This window comes from Saccharopolyspora sp. MMCC62 (assembly GCF_057736575.1).
In genome coordinates, this window is the sequence record NZ_JBYKCM010000002.1 from 341,490 (window position 1) to 360,588 (window position 19,099).

Consider the following 19,099-nt stretch of genomic DNA (forward strand, 5'->3'; position numbering starts at 1 on the left):
GTTCCGGTGGTTGTTGTCCAGCACACCTGTCGGCGCCGACCGGTCGGGTGCGAAGGTGAACCGCGGCGGATCACCCCGACCACGCCCGATCCCGACCCCGCCCCCGACAGAACGGACCGCCTGCGGTGAAGAAGCTCGTCGTCACGCTGCTCCTCGTCCTCGGCCTGCTGGTCGTCGCCGACTACGGCGCGGCGTCGGTAGCCGAGTACCAGGTGTCGCAGCAGGTCCGCGACCAGCTGAAGCTCGACGAGGACCCGTCGGTGCGGGTGCACGGCTTCCCGTTCCTCACCCAGGCCGTCGCCGGGGACTACCGGGACGTGGAGCTCGCCGCGAAGGCGGTGCGCGTGGGCCAGCTCAGCGAGCTCGGCGTGGAGGCGAACCTGCACCACGCGCGGGTCCCGCTGAGCGACGTCGTCGGCGGCACCGCGAACGAGATCCAGGTGGACGAGCTGGTCGGGCGGGTGAAGCTGAAGGCCTCCGACGTGGGGCGCTTCATCGGCATCACGGACCTGACGATCAACCCGGCGCCGAAGGACGCGCTGGACGAGCCGGCGGACGAGGCGAACGAGGGCTCCAGCGGCACCACCGGCACCGGGGCGAGCGATCCGAGCCGCGCGACGGTCGCGCTGGACGGATCGCTCGACATCGCGGGCAACGACGTGCGGGTCAAGGTGATCGCGGTGCTGTCGCTGCTCAACGGCCAGCTCAAGATCGAACCGAAGAAGCTGGACATCGCCGACCAGGCGCTGTCGGACATCCCGCTCGGCGACGTGTTCGAGAAGTCGATCCTGCAGCAGTTCACCACCACCATCGACCCCGGCGTGCTGCCCTTCGAGGTGCGGCCCACCGCGGTGCGGGTGGAGCGGGGCGCGCTGGTCATGGAGGGCACCGCCGAGGACGTGACGATCGGCCAGGGCGGGGTGACCACCGGATGACCGGGTGGGCGGTGCTGCTGGTCGTGGTCGCCGCGACGCTCGCGTTCGGCTTCTGGTGGCGCTCCCGCGAAGGACGGGTGCGGCCCGCGGCGACGAGCGGTCGGCTCGGGACCGCGGGCGCGCAGCGGGACGGCGCGGCCGGGACCGGGACTGGGACCGGAAACGCGGCGACGCCGGCGGGCATGGGGAAGCCGGCAGACCCGGAGAACTCGGAGCGCCTGGAGTCCGTGGAGCACGCCGCGGGCACCGGTGAGACCGAGAGCACCGACGAAACCGCGGGCTCCGCGACAGCCGTGGGCTCGGCGGACGGCACGCCGCAGGACCGCCCGACCGGCGCCGAACCGGCCGGGGGAGCCGCGACCGCGGACGGCCCGGTCGAGGACGACCCGGTCGAGGACGGCTCCGGAACCGGGAAGACCGGCGCCCCCGCCCGCGTTGCACCCGACGTGTCCGATCACCTGCCCGACGGCCTGCGCACCCGGCTCGGCGACCTCACCGGCGCCGGGGTGACGCTGCTGCAGCTGTCCACCACGTTCTGCGCGCCGTGCAGGCACACCCGCATCCTGCTGGCCGACCTGGCGCAGCGCACCGAGGGGATGCGGCACGTCGAAGTGGACCTCACCGACCACCCCGAGTGGTCGACGCCGCTGCGGGTGCACCGGACGCCGACGACGCTGGCGCTGGACTCCACCGGGCGCGAGCTGTTCCGGGTCGGCGGCGTGCCCCGCCGCGACGAGCTCACCGCCGCGCTGCGGCCGCACCTGCCATGATCGCCCGGATGCTGGGAAACCCGCCGGGGCCGATGTCCCGAGCTCTGCGCGACCCGGCCACCACCTCCCGCGACACCACCGGTGAACTGCGGTTTTCCACACGCGGGACGGCGCATCGGAGCACGAGGTGCGTCTCACCCAGTGAACGTTCTTCCCGCCGATCGGCCGAGGCGGGTAGCCTCCGAGCCGTGCGCGTACTGCTGACCCGACGGCGCGCGGTGGACTTCTGCCGCGTGGGCAGCAGCCTGTGTCCGGAGTGCTGACCGGGCGGTGAACGATGCGCGCGGCGCTCGCAGGGGAGATCGTCCCCGCGCAGCAGCCCGCATCCCGCACCGCCGGCCGGACCGGGCTTTCAGCCGGTTCCCGAGCTCCGGTCCACCCTGTCGGTCCAGCTACGGAGGATGCCCATGCCCGCCACCCTCGACCCGCGCGGAGTCCGCTTCACCGCCGCCATCACCTGCGTGATCCTGGCCATCGGCCTGGTCACCGGGAGCTGGCGGGTGCTCGCGGTCCAGACGGTGCTGTTCGCGCTGTGCGCCTTCGTCGGCATGGGCCTGAACCCGTGGGGCGCGGTGTACCGCTCAGCGGTGGCGCCGCGGCTGCCGGCCATCCCGCAATCGGAGCGGGAGGACCCGGCGCCGGTGCGCTTCTCGCAGGGGGTCGGGTTCGTGTTCGCGGTGGTCGCCACCGCCGGATACGCCCTGGAGTGGACCGTGCTCGGCACGGTCGCCAACGCGCTGGCCCTGGTGGCGGCGCTGCTGAACGCGGCGTTCGGCTACTGCCTGGGCTGCCAGCTGTACCTGGTGCTGCGCCGGTTCGCCCCGGCGAAGCAGGAAGCCCGCTGACGGGCCCGCAACACACGTGCAAGGAACGGAAACGAGAAGGAGTCGCTCGATGAGCCGTGCAGAGGTCCTGGTCTCCACCGATTGGGCCGAACAGAACCTGAACACCGACAAGGTCGTGTTCGCCGAGGTGGACGAGGACACGACCGCCTACGACGGCGGCCACATCCCGGGCGCCATCAAGCTGGACTGGCGCAACGACCTGCAGGATCACGTGCGCCGCGACTTCGTCAGCCGGGAGGGCTTCGAGAAGCTGCTCTCCGCCAAGGGCATCTCGAACGACGACACCGTGATCCTCTACGGCGGCAACAACAACTGGTTCGCCGCCTACGCGTACTGGTACTTCAAGCTCTACGGCCACTCGGACGTGAAGCTGCTCGACGGCGGGCGCAAGAAGTGGGAGCTCGACGGCCGCCAGCTGGTCAAGGACGAGCCGAACCGCGGCGCCACCAGCTACCAGGCGCAGGAGCCCGACACCTCGATCCGCGCGTTCCGCGACGAGGTCGTCGACGCGATCGGCACCAAGAACCTGGTGGACGTGCGCTCCCCCGACGAGTTCGCGGGCAAGCTGGTCGCGCCCGCGCACCTGCCGCAGGAGTCGGCGCAGCGCGCCGGGCACATCCCGCAGGCGGTGAACGTCCCGTGGAGCAAGACCGCCAACGAGGACGGCACCTTCAAGGCCGACGAGGACCTCAAGAAGATCTACGCCGAGGCCGGGCTGGACGACTCGAAGGACACCATCGCCTACTGCCGCATCGGCGAGCGCTCCTCGCACAGCTGGTTCGTGCTCCGCGAGCTGCTGGGGCACGCGAACGTGAAGAACTACGACGGTTCCTGGACCGAGTACGGCTCGCTGGTGGGCGTGCCGGTCGAGAACCCGAGCCAACAGGAGGCGTGACATGAGCCTGGACGGATGCGGTGCGCCGCAGCAGGGGGCGACGGCCGTCGCCGAGGACACCGATCAGGTCGTGGTGACCGGCAAGGTGCGCTCCGGCGCGGCTCCGGTCGGCGGCGCGTTCGTGCGGCTGCTGGACGCGAGCGGGGAGTTCACCGCCGAGGTCGTGTCCTCGGTGGACGGTGACTTCCGGTTCTACGCGGCTCCCGGGTCGTGGACGGTGCGCGCGCTGCACCGCGACGGCAAGGGCCAGTCGGACGTGTCCGCGTCCGGTCCCGGCGTGCACCCGGTGGACATCGCGGTCGCCTGATCCCGACCGCTCTCCCGGAGGGCCGGTACCCCGCGCGGGTGCCGGCCCTCCGGTGCGTTCGGGTCAGACCTTCGTGGAGCGCAGCAGCGCGAACGCCCGCTCGTCGCGGTCGGCGCGGCCCGGTTCGGAGCCTTCCGCGCAGCCCACGGTGGTGAACTCGACGACCTCCCAGCCGGTGCGCGCGAACAGCCGCTTCAGCCCGGTCTCCGAGAAGATCCAGAAGTTGGTGGCGTCGCCGTTCGCCTCCGCCGGGTCCAGCAGGTACGCCACCGGCTGCTCCTGCAGCGGCGTGCCGTCCGGCGCCTGCCGCGCGACCCGGGTGGACAGGAAGCACAGCTCGGCCCGCCGGGCCAGCGCCTCCAGCACGTAGAACGGGTTCTTCAGGTGGTACAGCAGCCCCAGGAAGAACACCGCCCCGTAGTGCTCCGCGGGCAGCGCGAACTGCGAGTCCAGGTCGATCTCGTGCACCTGCACCTCGGAGGACAGCTCCTCGACGAGCCGCCGCGCCCCGCGCAGGCCGTTGAAGTTCGTCGGCGGGTTGTCCACCACGTCCACCGAGCAACCCAGCTCGTGCTCCAGGAAGAACCCGAAGTCGCCGTCGGCGGCCCCGATGTCGGCGATCCGGCTGCCCGCGATCCGGTCGAACACCTGCCGCTGCGGGCCGGTGATCAGCCGGTCCAGGTGGAAGATGTTCGCCATCGTGTCGTACGGGTACCAGTCGAACTCGGCGGGAGCGATCTTCTCCTTGCGCGCGAGCAGGTCCTCGCGGAAGGCCAGCGCGCGCTCGCGCAGCGTGTCGAAATCGGTCATGTCGGCCCGGATCCCCCCAGTTCTGGCGGTCAGCTGCCTGCGAATCATGCCCGACGCCACACCCCACGCGGTGCGCGCGGTGGTTATCCTTTGCGCGTGGAACTCATACCTTTCCTGCACTACGGCCTCGTCACGCTGCTCGGCATCGCCACGGTGATGGTCCTGTGGTTCGCCGGGTACGTGCTGTACCGGCTGTACAACGACTGACCCGCTCCGGTTCGCGAGCCGGTGGCGCGGGTAATCTCCGCACGATGAGCACGACGTCCAACCAGCCGGAGCCCGGCAGCGGTGACGCGGCGGTGCAGGCCGCAGCGGAGCGCGCCGAGAAGACCCGGTCCCGCAACGTTCCGTCCTTCGACGACCTGCCCGGCGTCGGTGACACCGCGAACCTCCGCGAGGGTCCCGACCTGAACAGCGCGTGCCTGATGCTGCTGCCGCTGGTCGGGGTGTGGCGCGGCGAGGGCGAGGCGTCGCACCCGTCGCTGGACGAGAGCTACCGGTTCCTGCAGCAGGTCACCTTCGCCCACGACGGGCGCCCGTTCCTGTACTACGAGAGCAGGGCCTGGCGGCTCGACGGCGAGGGCGGTTCCGTGGTGGAGCCCGCGTTCCGCGAGGTCGGCTGGTGGCGGCCGCAGCCGGACGACTCGATCGAACTGCTGCTGGTGCACAGCTCCGGCGTCTCGGAGATGTTCTTCGGCCAGCCGCGCGGCAAGACGACGTGGGAGCTGTCCACGGACGCGGTGATCCGCACCCCCACCGGCGAGGACGCGACGGCGGCGAGCCGGCTCTACGGCGTCGTCGACGGGTCGCTGGCCTACGTCGAGGAGCGCGCCACCTCCGAGCACGAGCTGCAGCCGCGGCTGTCGGCGAAGCTGGAGCGCATCGTCGGCTGACGCCCCCTGATCACGCACGTGCCCCGCGGTCGCGCACCGCGGGGCACGTCGCGTTTCAGTACAGCGATTCGTAGAGGTCGACGAGCTCCCGGTTCAGCTCCGCGTCCACCGGTAGCGGAGCCTCGTCGAGGGAACGCACCGGGGTGACGAGCCGGACGCTGGAGGTCATCCACACGCCGTCCGCGGCGCGCAGCTCCGCCAGGTCGAACGGTTCGACCCGCGTCTCCCAGCCGGCCTTCTCGGCGGCGCGGAACAGCGCGCCCTGCGTGGTGCCGGGCAGGATGCCGCTGCTCGGCGGCGGGGTGCGCAGGGTCCGGCCCTGGGCGATGACGACCGCCGAGGTGGGGCCTTCGAGCACCGATCCGTCGGTGGCGGTGAAGATGACCTCGTCGGCGCCGCGGCGTTCCGCTTCGCGCAGCGCGGCCATGTTCGTCGCGTACGACAGCGTCTTCGCGGACAGCAGCAGCCAGGGCGCGCGTTCCTTGAGGTCCGGCGCGATCCCGCGGTCGAGGGCGACGGCGGAGACCCCGTCACGGCGCTTGCGCAGCGTGTCGGCGCCGACCGGGGAACCGGTGGCGAAGCCGGTGGGAGTGCCGTCGCCGCCGTCGATGCCGCGGCTGCACACGAGCTTCAGCGCCATCTCGCGGTCGGTGTCCCAGGGCCACGCGTCGATCACGGCCTGGGTGGCGCGCTCCCACACCTCGCGCGGCGGGGTCGGCAGGTCCAGCAGCGCGCCGGAGCGCTCCAGCCGGTCCAGGTGCGGGCCCAGCTCGCGGGGTTCGCGCGCCACCACCAAGATCGTTTCGAAGATTCCGTCGCCGCGGGTGACCGACAGGTCGTCGGCGCGCATCAGCGGCGCCTCCGGGTCGGCCAACGTCCCGTCCAGCAGTGCCAGTACACGCATACCCGCAGCCTAGGCGCCCTGCCGCGGTCCCGTCCCGCGCAGGGGTGGCGGTGCCGGCCGGCCGCGCCGAGGGGGAGTTCGGCCACGGCCGCCCCGGACGCGGGGCATACGATCGGAGGTGAGCCGCCGCCTTCGAGCACAGGAGCCAGCAGTGGGTGAGAAGGGATCGCTGCGCACCACACTGCACCGGCACGGCCTGCGGGTCACCCCGCAGCGCCAGCTGGTGCTCGACGCCGTGCGCGAACTGGGGCACGCCACGCCCGAGCAGGTGTGCCGCCAAGTGCGGGACACCGCGCACGCGGTGAACATCACGACGATCTACCGTGCCCTGGACGTGCTGGAGGAGATCGGGTTGGTGCGCCACACCCACCTCGGGCACGGCGCTCCCACGTACTCGGCGGATGAGCACGAGCACGTGCACCTGGTGTGCCACCGGTGCGGGGAGATCGACGAGGTGCCGTGCGACCTGCTCGACGACCTCGCGGAGCTGTTGCGGCGGCGGCGCGGGTTCGAGCTGGACGCCACGCACCTGGCGCTGTCGGGGACGTGCCGCGCGTGCCGCGGCCCCGAGGGCGCCGACCATCCGGAGCGCGCGGTCGAGGAGACACGATGAACTCACCCCTGCTGGAGCTGCCCGGAGCCGTAGCGGCTCCTGAGGAGGCCTCGCTGGACACCTCGCTCGACGTGGGGGTCGCGTGGCACTTCGGCGACCCGTTCGCCGAGCAGCGGTCGGCGACGCGTTCGGCGGTGGTGGTGGACCGCTCGCACCGCCGGATCATCGCGGTGCCCGGCGAGGAGCGGTTGAGCTGGCTGCACCTGGTGCTCTCGCAGCACCTCACCGAACTGCCCGAAGGCCGGGGCACCGAGGCGCTGGTGCTGGACAGCCAGGGCCGGGTCGACTGCCACCTGCTGCTCGCGCACCACGACGGCGTCGTCTACCTGGACACCGAGGCGGACGCGCAGGCGTCCAGCGCGCTGCCGTCGATGGGCGTGGACGGCAAGCAGCCGCTGCTGGAGTACCTGGAGGCCATGCGGTTCTGGTCGAAGGTCGAACCGCGCGACGCCTCGGACGAGTTCGCGCTGCTGAGCGTGCTGGGCCCGGACGCGGTGGACCTGCTCGGCAAGGCGGGCGTCACCGGGGTGCCGACGAAGCCGTACGAGGTGGCCGGGCTGCCCGGCGGCGGGTTCGCGCGGGCGGTGCCGTTCCGCGGGCTGTACACGGTGGACCTGGTGGTGCCGCGCGAGTCGCTGGTGGACTGGTGGACCCGGTTGACCGATGCGGGGGTGCGCCCGGCGGGCACGATGGCCTACGAGTCGCTGCGCGTGGAGGCGCTGCGGCCGCGGGTCGGCGTGGACACCGACGAGCGGGCGATCCCGCACGAGCTGGGCTGGATCCACACGGCCGCGCACGTCGCGAAGGGCTGCTACCGGGGCCAGGAGACGGTGGCGAAGGTGCACAACGTGGGCAAGCCGCCGCGGCGCATGGTGCTGCTGCACCTGGACGGTTCGGTGGAGATCCGCCCGGAGACCGGTGATCCGGTGTGGCACGGCGAGCGCAAGGTGGGCCGGGTCGGTTCGGTGGTGCTGCACCACGAGCTGGGGCCGGTGGCGCTGGCGCTGCTGAAGCGGACCGCGCCGGTGGACGTGGAGCTGGTCGCGGGCGAGGCCGCGGAGGGCCGGGCGGTGGCCGCCGCGGTCGATCCGGATTCGGTGCCGCCGGACACCGGTGAGCCGCCGGGGCGGATCGCGGCGCAGGGGCTCCGCGGGCGCTGACCCGGCGTTCCCCCGACCGGCGACCACACTGGGTGATGCTGATGGATTTCGCCACCCGGTCGGGGGACATTTGACGGATCGGAACAACTGCGCGGCGCCGCGGATGTGCCAAGATCACCCCATGACACGGTCGCCGGAACCGACGGGCGCGGTCCTCGCCGTCGCCCCGGCCCGACCGGACCGCGACGAGTCCGGTGCCGACGCCGTCGCGCGGTTCGCCCGCACCGCGGCGGACTGCGCCCGCGTCGGCGCCGCGGTGCTGGACCTGGTGCCCGGCCCGGGGATTCCGCTCGCCGATGCGGTGCTCGCGGTGCGCGGGGCCGGGCTGCTGGCCCGCGTGGCCGCCACTCCGGACACCGCGTCCGCCGAGTTGCTCTCCTGCGGCGCGGACGCGCTCTGCGCCCCGCTGAACGCTCCTGCCGAGTTCCTCCGCGAGCTGCGGGCGGGCGCGGCGGAGCGCGGAACGGCGCTGCACTTCCTGGCCCGCGGCGCGGCCGAGGTGGCGCTGCTGCGGGAGGTCCCGGAGCCCGCGCACGTGGTGGTCGTCCTCACCGACGACGGGCCCGGCGCGGTCGCCGCGTTCGCATCAGCAATGGATCAGGTGCCCGCGGGAACCGGCCGCACCGCCGCGGGCGTCGGACCCGCCGGGTTGCCCGTGCTGCTGACCGCGCTGGCCGGTGGTGCGCACGTCCGTATCGGACGCGGCGACACCCCGGACTACGCGCCGGGGACGCCGGCCCGGGACGACGCGCAACTGGTCGCCAGGGCCGCGGGCGTCGCGAAGATCGCGCAGCGGCCGCCGCAAGCACCGGGACGAGCCGCCGAGCTGCTCGGGATCAAGACGTGATGCGGGGGCACTTGCAGGACATGCACACTGGACGCACCAGCCGCACCGGCCGTCACGATGCCGCCAGGGCATCGGGTGCCGGTGGGCACGATCGACGGAGGATGGGCACGTGATCGAAGTCCGCCCCGGTGGGCGCCGCCGGATCGACCGGGTCCTGGACCCGGCCTACGCCGACGGGATCGAGCAGCTCGAGCTGGGCGAGGTCCGCGAACTGCGCGATGAGGCCGCCCAGGAGGAGACCGACCTGTCGTACCTGCGGCGGATGCTGCACGCGCGGATCGACATCGTGCGGGCCGAGCAGCGCAGGCGTGCCGAGGACGGCTCCGCGTCGGTGGTGGAGCAGCTGGTGAACATCCTCTCCGACAACGCGGTCGGCCCGGCCACCGGTTCCGGGCGCTACCAGACCACCGAGCCGTCGCGGGCCGAAGCGCACCGCAGGCACGTGGAGGCGCTGGTGTCGGACGTGGACCTGTCGAACGTGACCTCGTTGACGGACGCCAAGCTGGACACCGCGCTGGCGGCCTACACCGGCGAGGAGGACTCGGTCTCGCAGCGCCGCCGCGAGGTGCAGGCGGTGGTCGACCGGTTCAACGGCGAGATCGCCCGCCGCTACCGCGAGGGCGCCGCCTCGGTGGACGACCTGCTGGCCGCCGAGCGGGACCGTCGTTGACCGCTCCCGTCCCGCTCGTCGAGCTGGTGCGCGGCGGGCTGCGCGAAGGCGTCCACTTCGGATCGGTGGTGCTGCTGGACGCCGATGGTTCGGTGCTGCGCTCCGCCGGTGACGTGCGCTCGCCGATGTTCCCGCGGTCCACGGTGAAGCCCGCGCAGGCGCTGGCGATGCTGCGCGCCGGGCTGGACCTGCCGGACGACGCCGACCTGGCGCTGGGCGCCTCCTCCCACAACGGGGAACCCGGGCACGTCGAGCGGGCGCTGGCGGTGCTGCGGCGGCACGGCCTGGACGAGGACGCGCTGCGCTGCCCGCCGGACCTGCCCGGGCACGAGCCGACCCGCGAGCGGTGGCTGGCGGCGGGCGCGGCGCCCAGCAGGCTCGCGATGAACTGCTCCGGCAAGCACGCGGCGATGCTGGCGACCTGCGTGCAGCGGGGCTGGCCGGTGGAGGGCTACCTGGATCCGGCGCACCCGCTGCAGCGGGGCGCGCGGGACGTGCTCGCCGAGCTGTCCGGCGACTCGATCGAACTGACCACTGTGGACGGTTGTGGCGCACCGCTGTTCGCGATCTCGCTGCTCGGGCTGGCCAGGACGTTCCGCGGCGTGGTCACCGCGGGCGGCGACGCGGGCCGGGTGGCGGACGCCATGCGCGCGCACCCGTGGCTGGTCGCGGGCACGGACCGGGACGACACCGCGCTGATGACCGCGATCCCGGGGCTGCTGTCGAAGATCGGCGCGGAGGGCGTGCTCGCGCTGGCGCTGCCGGACGGCCGCGCGGCCGCGGTGAAGATCAGCGATGGCGCCGCGCGGGCCCGCGGCCCGGTGGCGGTGGCGGCGCTGCGCGCGTTCGGCGTGCAGGTCGCCGGGGACGAGCTGGACCGCATCGCCGAGCAGCCGGTGCTCGGCGGCGGCGAGCAGGTCGGCGTGCTGCGGTTCGTCGCGGGCGCTCTGGACTGAGCAGGAACCTCCCGTCCGCCCGGTACCCCCGCGGGGCGCCGGGCGGACTTGTCGTGCGCGCAGACCCGGACGTAGGCTCATATTCTGGAACTCATTTCCCAATATGTGGGAGCTTACGATGGCTCAGGACGTCTACACGCACGGGCACCACGAGAGCGTGCTGCGCTCGCACCGCTGGCGGACCGCGGAGAACTCCGCCGCCTACCTGCTCGCCGACCTGACCCCCGGCGCCGCGGTGCTCGACGTCGGCTGCGGGCCCGGCACGATCACCCACGACTTCGCCGAACGCGTCGCCCCCGGCCACGTCACCGGCGTCGACAACGCCGCCGAGATCGTCGAGCAGGCGAGCGCGAACGCCCCCGCGAACACCGCGTTCCAGGTCGCCGACGTGTACGCGCTGCCGTTCGCGGACGGCGCCTTCGACGTGGTGCACGCCCACCAGGTGCTGCAGCACCTCACCGACCCGGTCGCGGCGCTGCGCGAGATGCGGCGGGTGTGCAAGACCGGCGGGATCGTCGCCGCCCGGGACGCCGACTACGCGGCGATGACCTGGTACCCGGAGGTGCCCGCGCTCTCCGACTGGCTCGACCTGTACCAACGGGTGGCGCGCGGCAACGACGCCGAACCGGACGCCGGGCGGCGGCTGCTCGCCTGGGCGCGCGAAGCCGGGTTCGACGAGGTCGACGCCACCGCCTCCGCCTGGTGCTTCGCCACCGACGAGGAACGCGCCTGGTGGGGCGGCCTGTGGGCGGACCGCGTGCGGGACTCGGCCTTCGCCGCGCAAGCCGTCGACCGCGGCCTGGCCACCGGCGCCGAACTGGACCGGCTGAGCGCGGCGTGGCGCGAGTGGATCGACGCCGACGGGTCCTGGTTCGCGGTCCTCAACGGCGAAATCCGCTGCCACCGCTGACGATCGGCATCCGGTCGGCGGCGCGGCGGCTGAGCGGCGATCCCGGCCGCGGGTTGCTCGGCGGGCGAGGACGGCGCCGTCGCCTGTGGAGCCCCCGGCGCCGACGACCCGCGGAGCCCCCGAACCGGACCGGGACCGGGACCGGTCAGTTGTAGCGTTCGCGGGCCGCGAATTCGGACCAGAAGTCCCGCAGCGCCTCGTACCGCTCCCCGACCTCCACCGTGTCGCCGGCTTCCATCGCGTCGACGATCGCGTGCACGTCCTCCGCCGAGGTGTCGGCGTCCAGGTCGCTGTCGCTCATCATCTGCACCAGGCCGCCGTAGTCCAGCTCCACGGCGGAGTGCGGGTGGAACCGCTCCAGCCAGCGACCGGTCTCCCGCAGGATCTTGGTGGGCCCGCCGTCGCCGATGGAATCCCGCGCGACCGAGTGCGCCCGCGCCACCCGGCGCCGCGCGTCGGCCATCGCGACCCGCCAGCACACCCGGCGGGTGCCGTCGGAGTTCGACGCCTCCCGCTCGACGGGGTCGACCAGCACGAACCACGGCAGCGGGACGGTCCAGGTGGAGGAGAGCACGTGCACCGCGTTCTCGGCGAGCTCGCTGACGACCGCGCTGGCCTGGCTCTTCGCCTTCTCCACCGGCAGCGACAGCACCGCGGAGCGCAGCGGCGGCTCGGCCGCGCCGAGGAAGCCGACGAGCGCCGCCGCGGACCTGCCGCGCAGGTCCAGGGGGCACACCAGCGGTCCGGGTCCGACGGTCGCGGCGGGACCGCTCGGCACGGACTCGGGGTCGAGCGTCAGGACGTCGCCGGAGCGCGCGTCGGTGCTCTCGTCGGGCAGCAGCTTCGGCGGCGCCGACACCTGGGTGCGCAGCCACTGGTCCTGCTCCCTGGTGGCCGCGACGGTCGGTTCCAGCGCTCCCCGCTCCAGGGTGGCGGCCAGCTGCTCGCGCAGCGGGGACTCGATCGACGACAAGGGTTCGTACACCCTCAGGTAGGCGACGAACGGTTCAGGCACGCGAGTATCGTGCCATGCGCCCCGATGGTGCCTTCGGCTGCCCGCGTTGGACGGCGAGCCGCGGGCCCCCGACGATCGCGGACCGCCGAGCCACGATCTGGGGGGAAGGTCACGCGCGACACGGACACTCTCCAGGAGACCACGTCGCGTAGAACCGCATCGGCACGGTACGGTAGTTACAGGAAAAGTTGTCGAGATCATGCGGGGTCGCCGTTCCCCTGGCCACCCCGCACACCCTGCGCGAGGGGGTCGAGCCATGGGGCGCGGCCGGGCTAAGGCCAAGCAGACGAAGGTGGCCCGCGAGCTGAAGTACAGCTCGCCCACCATGGACGTCGATGCATTGCAGCGGGAGCTGTCCACGGAACCGCCTGGCGAATGGTCCGAGGAGGACCGCGACGACACATACGACGACGGGTACGACGACTACCGGCGTTGACGGCACGTGCACACCGGGTGGACGGCTTTCGCTTCGTCCACTCGGTGTTCTGTGTCGCAGGTAGCGTCGTTGCACCCCCGGAGTCGTGCCGTGGGCGAGAGGTACCCGCTGGTCGGTCCTGTCGAGATCGCCCGGTCGGGGGGGCGCCCCCGGCGGCGGGCCCGGCGGGCGGGGCCCCTCGGGGGGGGGTGGGGGGGGGGGGGGGGCGGGCGGGGGGGGGCGGGGGGTGGGGGGGGGGGCGCGGGGGGGCGGGGCCCCCCGCGGGGGGCCCCCCGCCGTCCGGGCGGAACAGGTCGTGCGGATTTCGGCGAGGAGTGCCGACGGCCTGAGGTGAGCGTGTGATCGCCGGACACGCCATCGCGAACACGAGATCGAGTGCGCCGGTACGCCGGCGCACTTCTTTTCGTTCCGGTTCGGACTTCCGGATCTTCGGCGCCGTCTCGAACGGGCTCGTCCCGGATCTTCGGCGCCGGTACGGACACCGGAGCGCGTCCGCCCCGGATGGGGGTCCGCGCGTGTCGAGGTCTTCCCGGATCGTCTTTTTCGGAGCGACCGGACGAGCGGGGGCCGGTGTGCGGGCCGCCTCTCGGCGGATGGCGCTGCAAGGCTCCAGCCGAACGGTATTCCCTGCAGGCTCGTGATGGAGCCCGGGGGCACGCGCACACCGGCCACCCCGTACAACGGGCGGGTCCACTGCGGAATTCCCGGCTCCGCGAACTTCTTCCGGGGATGTCGGACGAGGTCGGAGCAGGTCCCCGGACGCACCGCGGGCCGCGACCGTGGTGTCCGGTCGCGGCCCGCGGGTCACGTGCTCAGAAGCGGGGGTGGTTGCCCCGGACGACGACGCGCTGGTCCTCGGCGGCGTCCTCCACCGTGGGCTGCTTGGCGACCTCGCCGAGCACCCAGGCGGGCACGTGGCGCGCGGTCAGCACGGCCAGCGCCCGGTCCACGTCCTCCGCGGTGACGACGGCGACCATGCCGACGCCCATGTTGAAGGTCCGCTCCATCTCCTCGGTCTCCACCCGGCCGCGCTGGGCGATGAGGCCGAACACCGGGTCCGGGGTCCAGCTGCCGCGGTCCAGCACCGCGGTGAGACCGGTCGGCACCACCCGCGCCAGGTTCGCGGCCAGGCCACCGCCGGTGACGTGCGCGAAGGTGCGCACCTCGGTCTCGGCGGCCAGCGCCAGGCAGTCCTTCGCGTAGATCCGGGTCGGCTCCAGCAGCTCCTCGCCGAGGGTGCGGCCGAACTCCTCCACGTGGCCGGTCAGCGGCATCCGGGCCAGCTCCAGCAGCACGTGCCGGGCCAGCGAGTAGCCGTTGGAGTGCAGCCCGGACGAGCCCATGCCGATCACCACGTCGCCGGGCCGGACCTTGTCCGGGCCGAGCATCCCGCTCGCCTCGACGACGCCGACGCCGGTCGCGGAGATGTCGTACTCGCCCGGCGCCATCATGCCCGGGTGCTCTGCGGTCTCGCCGCCGAGCAGCGCGCACCCGGCCTGCAGGCAGCCTTCGGAGACGCCCTTGACCAGGTCGGCGATGCGTTCCGGCACGACCTTGCCGACCGCGATGTAGTCCTGCAGGAACAGCGGCTCCGCCCCGCACACCACCAGGTCGTCGACGACCATCGCGACCAGGTCGACGCCGACCGTGTCGTGCTTGTCCATCGCCTGGGCCACGGCGAGCTTGGTGCCGACGCCGTCGGTGGAGGAGGCCAGCACCGGTTCGGTCCACCGGTCCAGCTTCAGCTGGAAGAGGCCGGCGAAGCCGCCGAGCGAGCCCAGCACTTCCGGCCTGCTCGCCCGCTTCGCCCAGGGCAGCATCTGCTGCACGGCTTCGTCGCCCGCCTCGATGCTCACCCCCGCGTTCGCGTAGGTGGCCTTCTCGGCGGCGGCGGATGAGCCTGCGAGCAGGTCTTCGGACACGACTGACTCCACATCTGGTGTGCGTTCAACGTTGGTGGGCGCGCGGTCGGCGGCGCGGGCGGCTGTGGGCCATCCCACACCTCTTGCCTACCACAGGCGTACCCGCCGGTTCCCGTCCCGTCGCGCGGATTTCCGCTGCCACCCGGCTGCGAGCCACGGACGGACCAGCCCGGCGGTGGGCGGCACCACGCTACGCGGCGCGCAGCGGCCGGTGCCGCCACGGCCGGTCAGGGCCTGCGCAGCGCGTCGGCTCCGCCGTAACCGCTGGACAGGACCGGTTCGGCCGGTCCGGAGACGCCCTTCTCGGTTCCGCCCGCTACGCCTTCGAGCAGGTACTTGCCGAGCTGCGCCTCTTCCGGCAGCGGGATCGGGTAGTTCCCGTCGAAGCAGGCCGCGCACAACCGGGTGCGCGGCTGCTCGGTGGCGGTGACCAGCCCGTCCAGCGAGACGTAGCCGAGCGAGTCGGCGCCGATGGACCGGCGGATGCCGTCGGTGTCGGTGCCGTTGGCGATGAGCTCCGCGCGGGAGGCGAAGTCGATGCCGTAGAAGCACGGCCACTTCACCGGCGGGGAGGCGATCCGGACGTGCACCTCGATCGCCCCGGCCTCGCGCAGCATCCGCACCAGCGCCCGCTGGGTGTTGCCGCGGACGATCGAGTCGTCCACGACCACCAGGCGCTTGCCGCGGATGACCTCGCGCAGCGGGTTCAGCTTCAACCGGATGCCGAGCTGCCGGATGGTCTGCGACGGCTGGATGAAGGTGCGCCCCACGTAGGAGTTCTTCACCAGCCCGTTGCCGTAGTCGATGCCGGAGGCCTGCGCGTAGCCGATCGCCGCGGGCGTGCCGGACTCCGGCACCGGGATGACCAGGTCGGCGTCGACGGGGTGCTCGCGGGCCAGCTTGCGGCCGATCTCCACCCGGGTGCTGTTCACCGAGCGACCGGAGATCGTGGTGTCCGGGCGGGCCAGGTAGACGTACTCGAAGATGCAGCCCTTCGGCTTGGGGTGCGCGAAGTGCTGCGAGCGGAGGCCGTCGGCGTCGATGGCGAGCAGCTCGCCCGGCTCGACCTCGCGGACGAAGGACGCGCCGACGATGTCCAGCGCCGCGGTCTCGCTGGCCACGACCCAGCCGCGCTCCAGCCTGCCCAGCACCAGCGGGCGCACGCCCTGCGGGTCGCGGGCCGCGTACAGCGTCGACTCGTCGGAGAAGACCATGGAGAACGCGCCGGACACGGTGGGGAACAGGTCCATCGCGGCCTGCTCGATGCCCTTGTCCGCGGCGTGCGCGGCGAGCAGCCCGCACACCAGGTCCGAGTCGGTGGTGGCGCGGTCGCAGGCGGAGGCCGGCGAGGAGCTGTTCGCGGACACGGTGTCGACGCCCTCGGCGACGATCCGCTCCCGCAGCTCCGCGGTGTTCACCAGGTTCCCGTTGTGCCCCAGCGCGAGCCCGCTGCCGGAGGCGGTGGTGCGGAAGGTCGGCTGGGCGTTCTCCCAGCTCGCGCCGCCCGTCGTGGAGTAGCGGTTGTGGCCGACGGCGACGTGGCCGCGCAGCGAGGCCAGCACCTGCTCGTCGAACACCTGGCTGACCAGGCCCAAGTCCTTGTAGACCAGCACCTGCGAACCGTCGCCGACGGCGATGCCCGCGGCTTCCTGGCCGCGGTGCTGGAGGGCGAACAACCCGTAGAAGGTCAGCTTGGCGACCTCCTCACCGGGAGCCCACACGCCGAAAACCCCGCACTCCTCGTGCGGCACGTCCTGCTCGAACGGATCGGCGACCGGTTCGGGGGCGCCCGAACCGGGTGCGCTGCGGGCGCTGGAGGTAGTGGGGGCACTGCCGTCTGGCCGGTCGAAGACCACCGAGAACTCCCTGGAGGACGGAGTCGGAGTTACGCCTCAGTGTAAACGGGCGCCGAAGACCGGATGACCGGCCGCCTCCGCGAAGCCCGAACAGCACCCCCGCTGAGCTGGAGTTTCGACGAACGCGCGGCGGTGGTGTGAACCCGGTCATCGCAGCGCTCGCGCCGGTGCGCGCCCGGGCGAGCACCCGAGGTGACCGCCCGGGCGCCCGCCGCAGCCGAGATTGCGCCGTCCGGACCTCGGCCGATGTCCGATCGGCGCAGCGCCGCGCGGCCGCTTGCCCCGCGGCGCGGGCACCCGGAACGGGCGGCTAGAAACATCGCCATGACGTCACCCGCCGACAGCGCCCGGGCCGAGCACATCGCCTCCGTGCTGCGCGAACGGATCTACGGCTCCATCGCCTGCCTGAGCACCCTGCTGGTGCTCGCGCGGCACCCCGGCGAGGCCGTCGAGCCGTGGACGGCGGTGCTGGACGTCGTGGTCGCCACCGGCGGGTTGTGGGCGGCGAGCCTGCTCTCCGAGTACGTCGCGCACCTCGCGGTGCGGGAGGTGGTGGCGGAACCGCTGCACCCGGTGCACATGCTGCGCACCTCCGGTCAGATCCTGCAGGCCGCGGTGCTGCCGGTGCTGCTGCTCGTCGGTTCGGCGCTGGGCCTGGTGCCGTTCGCGGTCGCGACCTGGACGAGCATCTGGTTCCTGGTGGCCACGATGGGCGTGTTCGCGGTGCTGGCGGTGCGGCGCACGCGGCTGCCGTGGTGGAAGCGCACGGTGCTGGTGCTGGTGCTCATCGGGCTCGGCCTGCTGGTCGTGCTGCTGAAGTCGGCGCACTGACCGGGCGGGTCAGGACGCGCGGACCAGCGGGAGCCACGCGGTCAGGTCGGCCCGCGAACCGGAGGCGCTGACCCGGCCGTCCTCGACCGCGGTGGCGAAGTCCAGCTCACCGGTGGCGAGCAGCAGCCAGGTGCGCGGATCGGTCTCGATCACGTTCGGCGGGGTGCCGCGGGTGTGCTCCGGACCGGCGACGCACTGCACGGCGGCGTACGGCGGCACCCGCACCTCGACGGTGCGGCCGGGCGCGATCTCCTCCAGGGTGCGCAGGCTCGACCGGACCGCGGCCGCGGTCTCCGCGCGCGCCGGGCGCCGGGCCTCGTCGGCCAGCCACGGCGCGACCGCGTCGATCGCCGCGCGCAGTTCGTGCGGGTCGACCCGCCGACGTGGAGGCATGCGGCCAGCTTAGGACGCCGCCGGGGACGACCTCTGCGCCGCGGGGCGTCCGCGGCGCCGGGGGCCGGGCCGTCCGAGGAACCGGGCCGTCCGGGGCGTTGGCCGTCCGAGGAACCGGGGCATCGGGGCATCCGGGGCGTGCGCTGACCGGCCCGTTCGACCTGCGCGGCGAACGGCCCGTTCCGCCCGGGGTCAGAGCCAGCCGAGCTTGACGGCCTGCATCCCCGCCTGGAAGCGGGTTTCGACGCCGAGCCGGGCGATGAGCTCGCGGACGCGCCGGTGCGCGGTGCGGGCGCTGAAGCCCATCAGCCTGCCGATCGTGTCGTCGGTGGCGCCGGAGGCCAGCAGCGACAGGATCCACCGCTCCTCCTCGGAGGGCTGGTCGTCGCCGGCGAGCCGCTCCTGCTCGCAGGTGAACGGGGCGGCGAACCGCCACATGTCCTCGAAGATCCGCATCACCGCGACGAGCATGGCGGAGCTGCGGATCACCACCGCGCTCTCCACCGTGTGCTCCGTGGTGGTCAGCGGCAGCAGCGCCACCTCGTTGTCCACCACGATCATCTTCGTCGGCGCCACGTGCACCACGCGGGCCTGTTCGCCGAGCGCCACCAGCCGGGACGTCAGCTCCAGCTGCGGGGAGCGGGCGAGCGCCGAGCGGTCGTAGAGCACCTGGTAGCCGACGCCTTCGGCGAGCTTGCGGGATTCCAGCGAATCGAGCGATCCGGTGGCTGCGTACGGCGGTTTCGCGACGCCCTGCACGAGTTCGGTGGCGCTGCGCTGGAGTTCGTAGGCGGCCCAACCGACGCGGCGGGCTCCGTGCACGACCTGGAGCACTCCGCCGGAGCTGCCGGCTTGGGCCTTGGCGGCGCGGGCGACGGAGACGACGGCGTCCCGGGCCTCGACCTGGGAACGCACCGCGCGTTCCGTCTCGGTCGCGGTGGTCCTGACCTGGCCGGGCAGTTCCGACGAGGTCGGCTGTGCGCGCTCAGGCGCCTCGGTGTATCCGGATAACACGGCACACCCTTTCGTGACGTGCCTTCGCAGGCTCGGTCCAGCAAACGATCTTGGTCTGGACCAGTTCCGCGACAGGCAGCGAGCGGCCCCCTCGATCGATACCGTAACCAGCTTGAG

The 19,099-nt window shown here is 73.0% G+C and carries 20 protein-coding genes and 1 pseudogene; 14 read left to right on the top strand and 7 right to left on the bottom strand.

The genetic code is table 11. The features are described 5' to 3' along the window. Positions 1 to 125 precede the first annotated feature (125 nt). From AC29IT_RS05780 to AC29IT_RS05800, 5 genes and pseudogenes are all read left to right on the top strand, one after another. The gene (locus AC29IT_RS05780) at positions 126 to 935 is read left to right on the top strand and encodes an LmeA family phospholipid-binding protein (protein WP_358445161.1); all 810 of its coding nucleotides are present in this window, start codon (positions 126 to 128) and stop codon (positions 933 to 935) included. Positions 936 to 1,420: 485 nt separating this feature from the next. Beyond that, positions 1,421 to 1,705: pseudogene (locus AC29IT_RS05785) on the top strand (TlpA family protein disulfide reductase); the annotation flags it as partial. 401 nt (positions 1,706 to 2,106) lie between these two features. Beyond that, complete coding sequence (locus AC29IT_RS05790; protein ID WP_488218070.1) at positions 2,107 to 2,550, top strand: DUF4395 domain-containing protein; 444 nt, start codon at positions 2,107 to 2,109, stop codon at positions 2,548 to 2,550. 49 nt (positions 2,551 to 2,599) lie between these two features. Continuing rightward, complete coding sequence (locus AC29IT_RS05795) at positions 2,600 to 3,445, top strand: sulfurtransferase (RefSeq protein ID WP_488218071.1); 846 nt, start codon at positions 2,600 to 2,602, stop codon at positions 3,443 to 3,445. 1 nt (position 3,446) lies between these two features. Further along, positions 3,447 to 3,752, top strand: a complete 306-nt coding sequence (locus AC29IT_RS05800) for a DUF1416 domain-containing protein (RefSeq protein ID WP_358445152.1) — start codon at positions 3,447 to 3,449, stop codon at positions 3,750 to 3,752. Positions 3,753 to 3,815: 63 nt separating this feature from the next. Here the strand turns inward: AC29IT_RS05800 and AC29IT_RS05805 are convergent, their stop codons facing one another. Then, positions 3,816 to 4,562, bottom strand: coding sequence for a methyltransferase domain-containing protein (locus AC29IT_RS05805; protein ID WP_488218072.1), 747 nt, complete (start codon positions 4,560 to 4,562; stop codon positions 3,816 to 3,818). Between the two features lie 251 nt (positions 4,563 to 4,813). Between AC29IT_RS05805 and AC29IT_RS05810 the strand changes: the two genes are divergently transcribed. Next, positions 4,814 to 5,455, top strand: a complete 642-nt coding sequence (locus AC29IT_RS05810) for a heme-binding beta-barrel domain-containing protein (RefSeq protein ID WP_358445146.1) — start codon at positions 4,814 to 4,816, stop codon at positions 5,453 to 5,455. 55 nt (positions 5,456 to 5,510) lie between these two features. Here the strand turns inward: AC29IT_RS05810 and AC29IT_RS05815 are convergent, their stop codons facing one another. Then, positions 5,511 to 6,359, bottom strand: coding sequence for an aminodeoxychorismate lyase (locus tag AC29IT_RS05815; RefSeq protein ID WP_488218073.1), 849 nt, complete (start codon positions 6,357 to 6,359; stop codon positions 5,511 to 5,513). 151 nt (positions 6,360 to 6,510) lie between these two features. Here AC29IT_RS05815 and AC29IT_RS05820 point away from each other — a divergent pair, with 151 nt between their 5' ends. The 6 genes from AC29IT_RS05820 to AC29IT_RS05845 all read left to right on the top strand — a co-directional run bounded on the left by AC29IT_RS05820 (position 6,511) and on the right by AC29IT_RS05845 (position 11,515). After that, positions 6,511 to 6,972: a Fur family transcriptional regulator gene (locus AC29IT_RS05820; RefSeq protein WP_224958001.1), complete on the top strand. Its 462-nt coding sequence runs from the start codon at positions 6,511 to 6,513 to the stop codon at positions 6,970 to 6,972. Next, the gene (gene ygfZ / locus AC29IT_RS05825; RefSeq protein ID WP_358445140.1) at positions 6,969 to 8,132 is read left to right on the top strand and encodes a CAF17-like 4Fe-4S cluster assembly/insertion protein YgfZ; all 1,164 of its coding nucleotides are present in this window, start codon (positions 6,969 to 6,971) and stop codon (positions 8,130 to 8,132) included. Before AC29IT_RS05820 ends, ygfZ begins: the two co-directional genes overlap by 4 nt. A 121-nt stretch (positions 8,133 to 8,253) precedes the next feature. Then, the gene (locus AC29IT_RS05830; protein WP_358445137.1) at positions 8,254 to 8,979 is read left to right on the top strand and encodes a 3-keto-5-aminohexanoate cleavage protein; all 726 of its coding nucleotides are present in this window, start codon (positions 8,254 to 8,256) and stop codon (positions 8,977 to 8,979) included. A 109-nt stretch (positions 8,980 to 9,088) separates the two neighbouring features. Next, complete coding sequence (locus AC29IT_RS05835) at positions 9,089 to 9,649, top strand: RsiG family protein (RefSeq protein ID WP_358445134.1); 561 nt, start codon at positions 9,089 to 9,091, stop codon at positions 9,647 to 9,649. Continuing rightward, on the top strand, positions 9,646 to 10,605 hold the full coding sequence (locus tag AC29IT_RS05840) for an asparaginase (RefSeq protein WP_358445131.1): 960 nt from the start codon (positions 9,646 to 9,648) through the stop codon (positions 10,603 to 10,605). The genes AC29IT_RS05835 and AC29IT_RS05840 overlap by 4 nt, the downstream gene beginning before the upstream one ends. 118 nt (positions 10,606 to 10,723) lie before the next feature. Further along, positions 10,724 to 11,515 (top strand): methyltransferase domain-containing protein, encoded by a 792-nt coding sequence (locus AC29IT_RS05845; protein ID WP_488218074.1) that lies wholly within the window; start codon positions 10,724 to 10,726, stop codon positions 11,513 to 11,515. Positions 11,516 to 11,660: 145 nt separating this feature from the next. Here the strand turns inward: AC29IT_RS05845 and AC29IT_RS05850 are convergent, their stop codons facing one another. Continuing rightward, entirely contained in the window at positions 11,661 to 12,530 is an 870-nt protein-coding gene (locus AC29IT_RS05850) for a DUF8083 family protein (protein ID WP_358445125.1), read from the bottom strand. 256 nt (positions 12,531 to 12,786) lie between these two features. Here AC29IT_RS05850 and AC29IT_RS05855 point away from each other — a divergent pair, with 256 nt between their 5' ends. Further along, positions 12,787 to 12,966 (top strand): DUF3073 domain-containing protein, encoded by a 180-nt coding sequence (locus tag AC29IT_RS05855; protein ID WP_184484381.1) that lies wholly within the window; start codon positions 12,787 to 12,789, stop codon positions 12,964 to 12,966. A gap of 812 nt (positions 12,967 to 13,778) precedes the next feature. Here the strand turns inward: AC29IT_RS05855 and purM are convergent. Next, the gene (purM, locus tag AC29IT_RS05860; protein ID WP_358443805.1) at positions 13,779 to 14,888 is read right to left on the bottom strand and encodes a phosphoribosylformylglycinamidine cyclo-ligase; all 1,110 of its coding nucleotides are present in this window, start codon (positions 14,886 to 14,888) and stop codon (positions 13,779 to 13,781) included. A gap of 227 nt (positions 14,889 to 15,115) precedes the next feature. Further along, positions 15,116 to 16,639, bottom strand: coding sequence for an amidophosphoribosyltransferase (purF, locus tag AC29IT_RS05865; RefSeq protein WP_488218251.1), 1,524 nt, complete (start codon positions 16,637 to 16,639; stop codon positions 15,116 to 15,118). A gap of 429 nt (positions 16,640 to 17,068) precedes the next feature. Here purF and AC29IT_RS05870 point away from each other — a divergent pair, with 429 nt between their 5' ends. Then, on the top strand, positions 17,069 to 17,575 hold the full coding sequence (locus AC29IT_RS05870) for a hypothetical protein (RefSeq protein WP_488218075.1): 507 nt from the start codon (positions 17,069 to 17,071) through the stop codon (positions 17,573 to 17,575). 9 nt (positions 17,576 to 17,584) lie between these two features. On the opposite strand, the gene AC29IT_RS05875 is transcribed toward AC29IT_RS05870, so the two are convergent. Together AC29IT_RS05875 and AC29IT_RS05880 are read right to left on the bottom strand one after the other, a co-directional pair. Further along, complete coding sequence (locus AC29IT_RS05875; RefSeq protein WP_224958013.1) at positions 17,585 to 17,968, bottom strand: sterol carrier family protein; 384 nt, start codon at positions 17,966 to 17,968, stop codon at positions 17,585 to 17,587. A gap of 192 nt (positions 17,969 to 18,160) precedes the next feature. Continuing rightward, the gene (locus tag AC29IT_RS05880) at positions 18,161 to 18,883 is read right to left on the bottom strand and encodes a DNA-binding response regulator (RefSeq protein WP_358443814.1); all 723 of its coding nucleotides are present in this window, start codon (positions 18,881 to 18,883) and stop codon (positions 18,161 to 18,163) included. Positions 18,884 to 19,099: the final 216 nt, after the last annotated feature.

Excerpts from the sequence above, each read along its gene's own strand:
- AC29IT_RS05845 (WP_488218074.1), top strand. The coding sequence starts at position 10,724 with ATGGCTCAGGACGTCTACACGCACGGGCACCACGAGAGCGTGCTGCGC.
- AC29IT_RS05805 (WP_488218072.1), bottom strand. The coding sequence starts at position 4,562 with ATGACCGATTTCGACACGCTGCGCGAGCGCGCGCTGGCCTTCCGCGAG.
- ygfZ (WP_358445140.1), top strand. The coding sequence starts at position 6,969 with ATGAACTCACCCCTGCTGGAGCTGCCCGGAGCCGTAGCGGCTCCTGAG.
- AC29IT_RS05870 (WP_488218075.1), top strand. The coding sequence starts at position 17,069 with ATGACGTCACCCGCCGACAGCGCCCGGGCCGAGCACATCGCCTCCGTG.
- AC29IT_RS05795 (WP_488218071.1), top strand. The coding sequence starts at position 2,600 with ATGAGCCGTGCAGAGGTCCTGGTCTCCACCGATTGGGCCGAACAGAAC.
- AC29IT_RS05810 (WP_358445146.1), top strand. The coding sequence starts at position 4,814 with ATGAGCACGACGTCCAACCAGCCGGAGCCCGGCAGCGGTGACGCGGCG.
- AC29IT_RS05875 (WP_224958013.1), bottom strand. The coding sequence starts at position 17,968 with ATGCCTCCACGTCGGCGGGTCGACCCGCACGAACTGCGCGCGGCGATC.
- AC29IT_RS05830 (WP_358445137.1), top strand. The coding sequence starts at position 8,254 with ATGACACGGTCGCCGGAACCGACGGGCGCGGTCCTCGCCGTCGCCCCG.
- AC29IT_RS05855 (WP_184484381.1), top strand. The coding sequence starts at position 12,787 with ATGGGGCGCGGCCGGGCTAAGGCCAAGCAGACGAAGGTGGCCCGCGAG.
- AC29IT_RS05800 (WP_358445152.1), top strand. The coding sequence starts at position 3,447 with ATGAGCCTGGACGGATGCGGTGCGCCGCAGCAGGGGGCGACGGCCGTC.
- AC29IT_RS05790 (WP_488218070.1), top strand. The coding sequence starts at position 2,107 with ATGCCCATGCCCGCCACCCTCGACCCGCGCGGAGTCCGCTTCACCGCC.
- AC29IT_RS05815 (WP_488218073.1), bottom strand. The coding sequence starts at position 6,359 with ATGCGTGTACTGGCACTGCTGGACGGGACGTTGGCCGACCCGGAGGCG.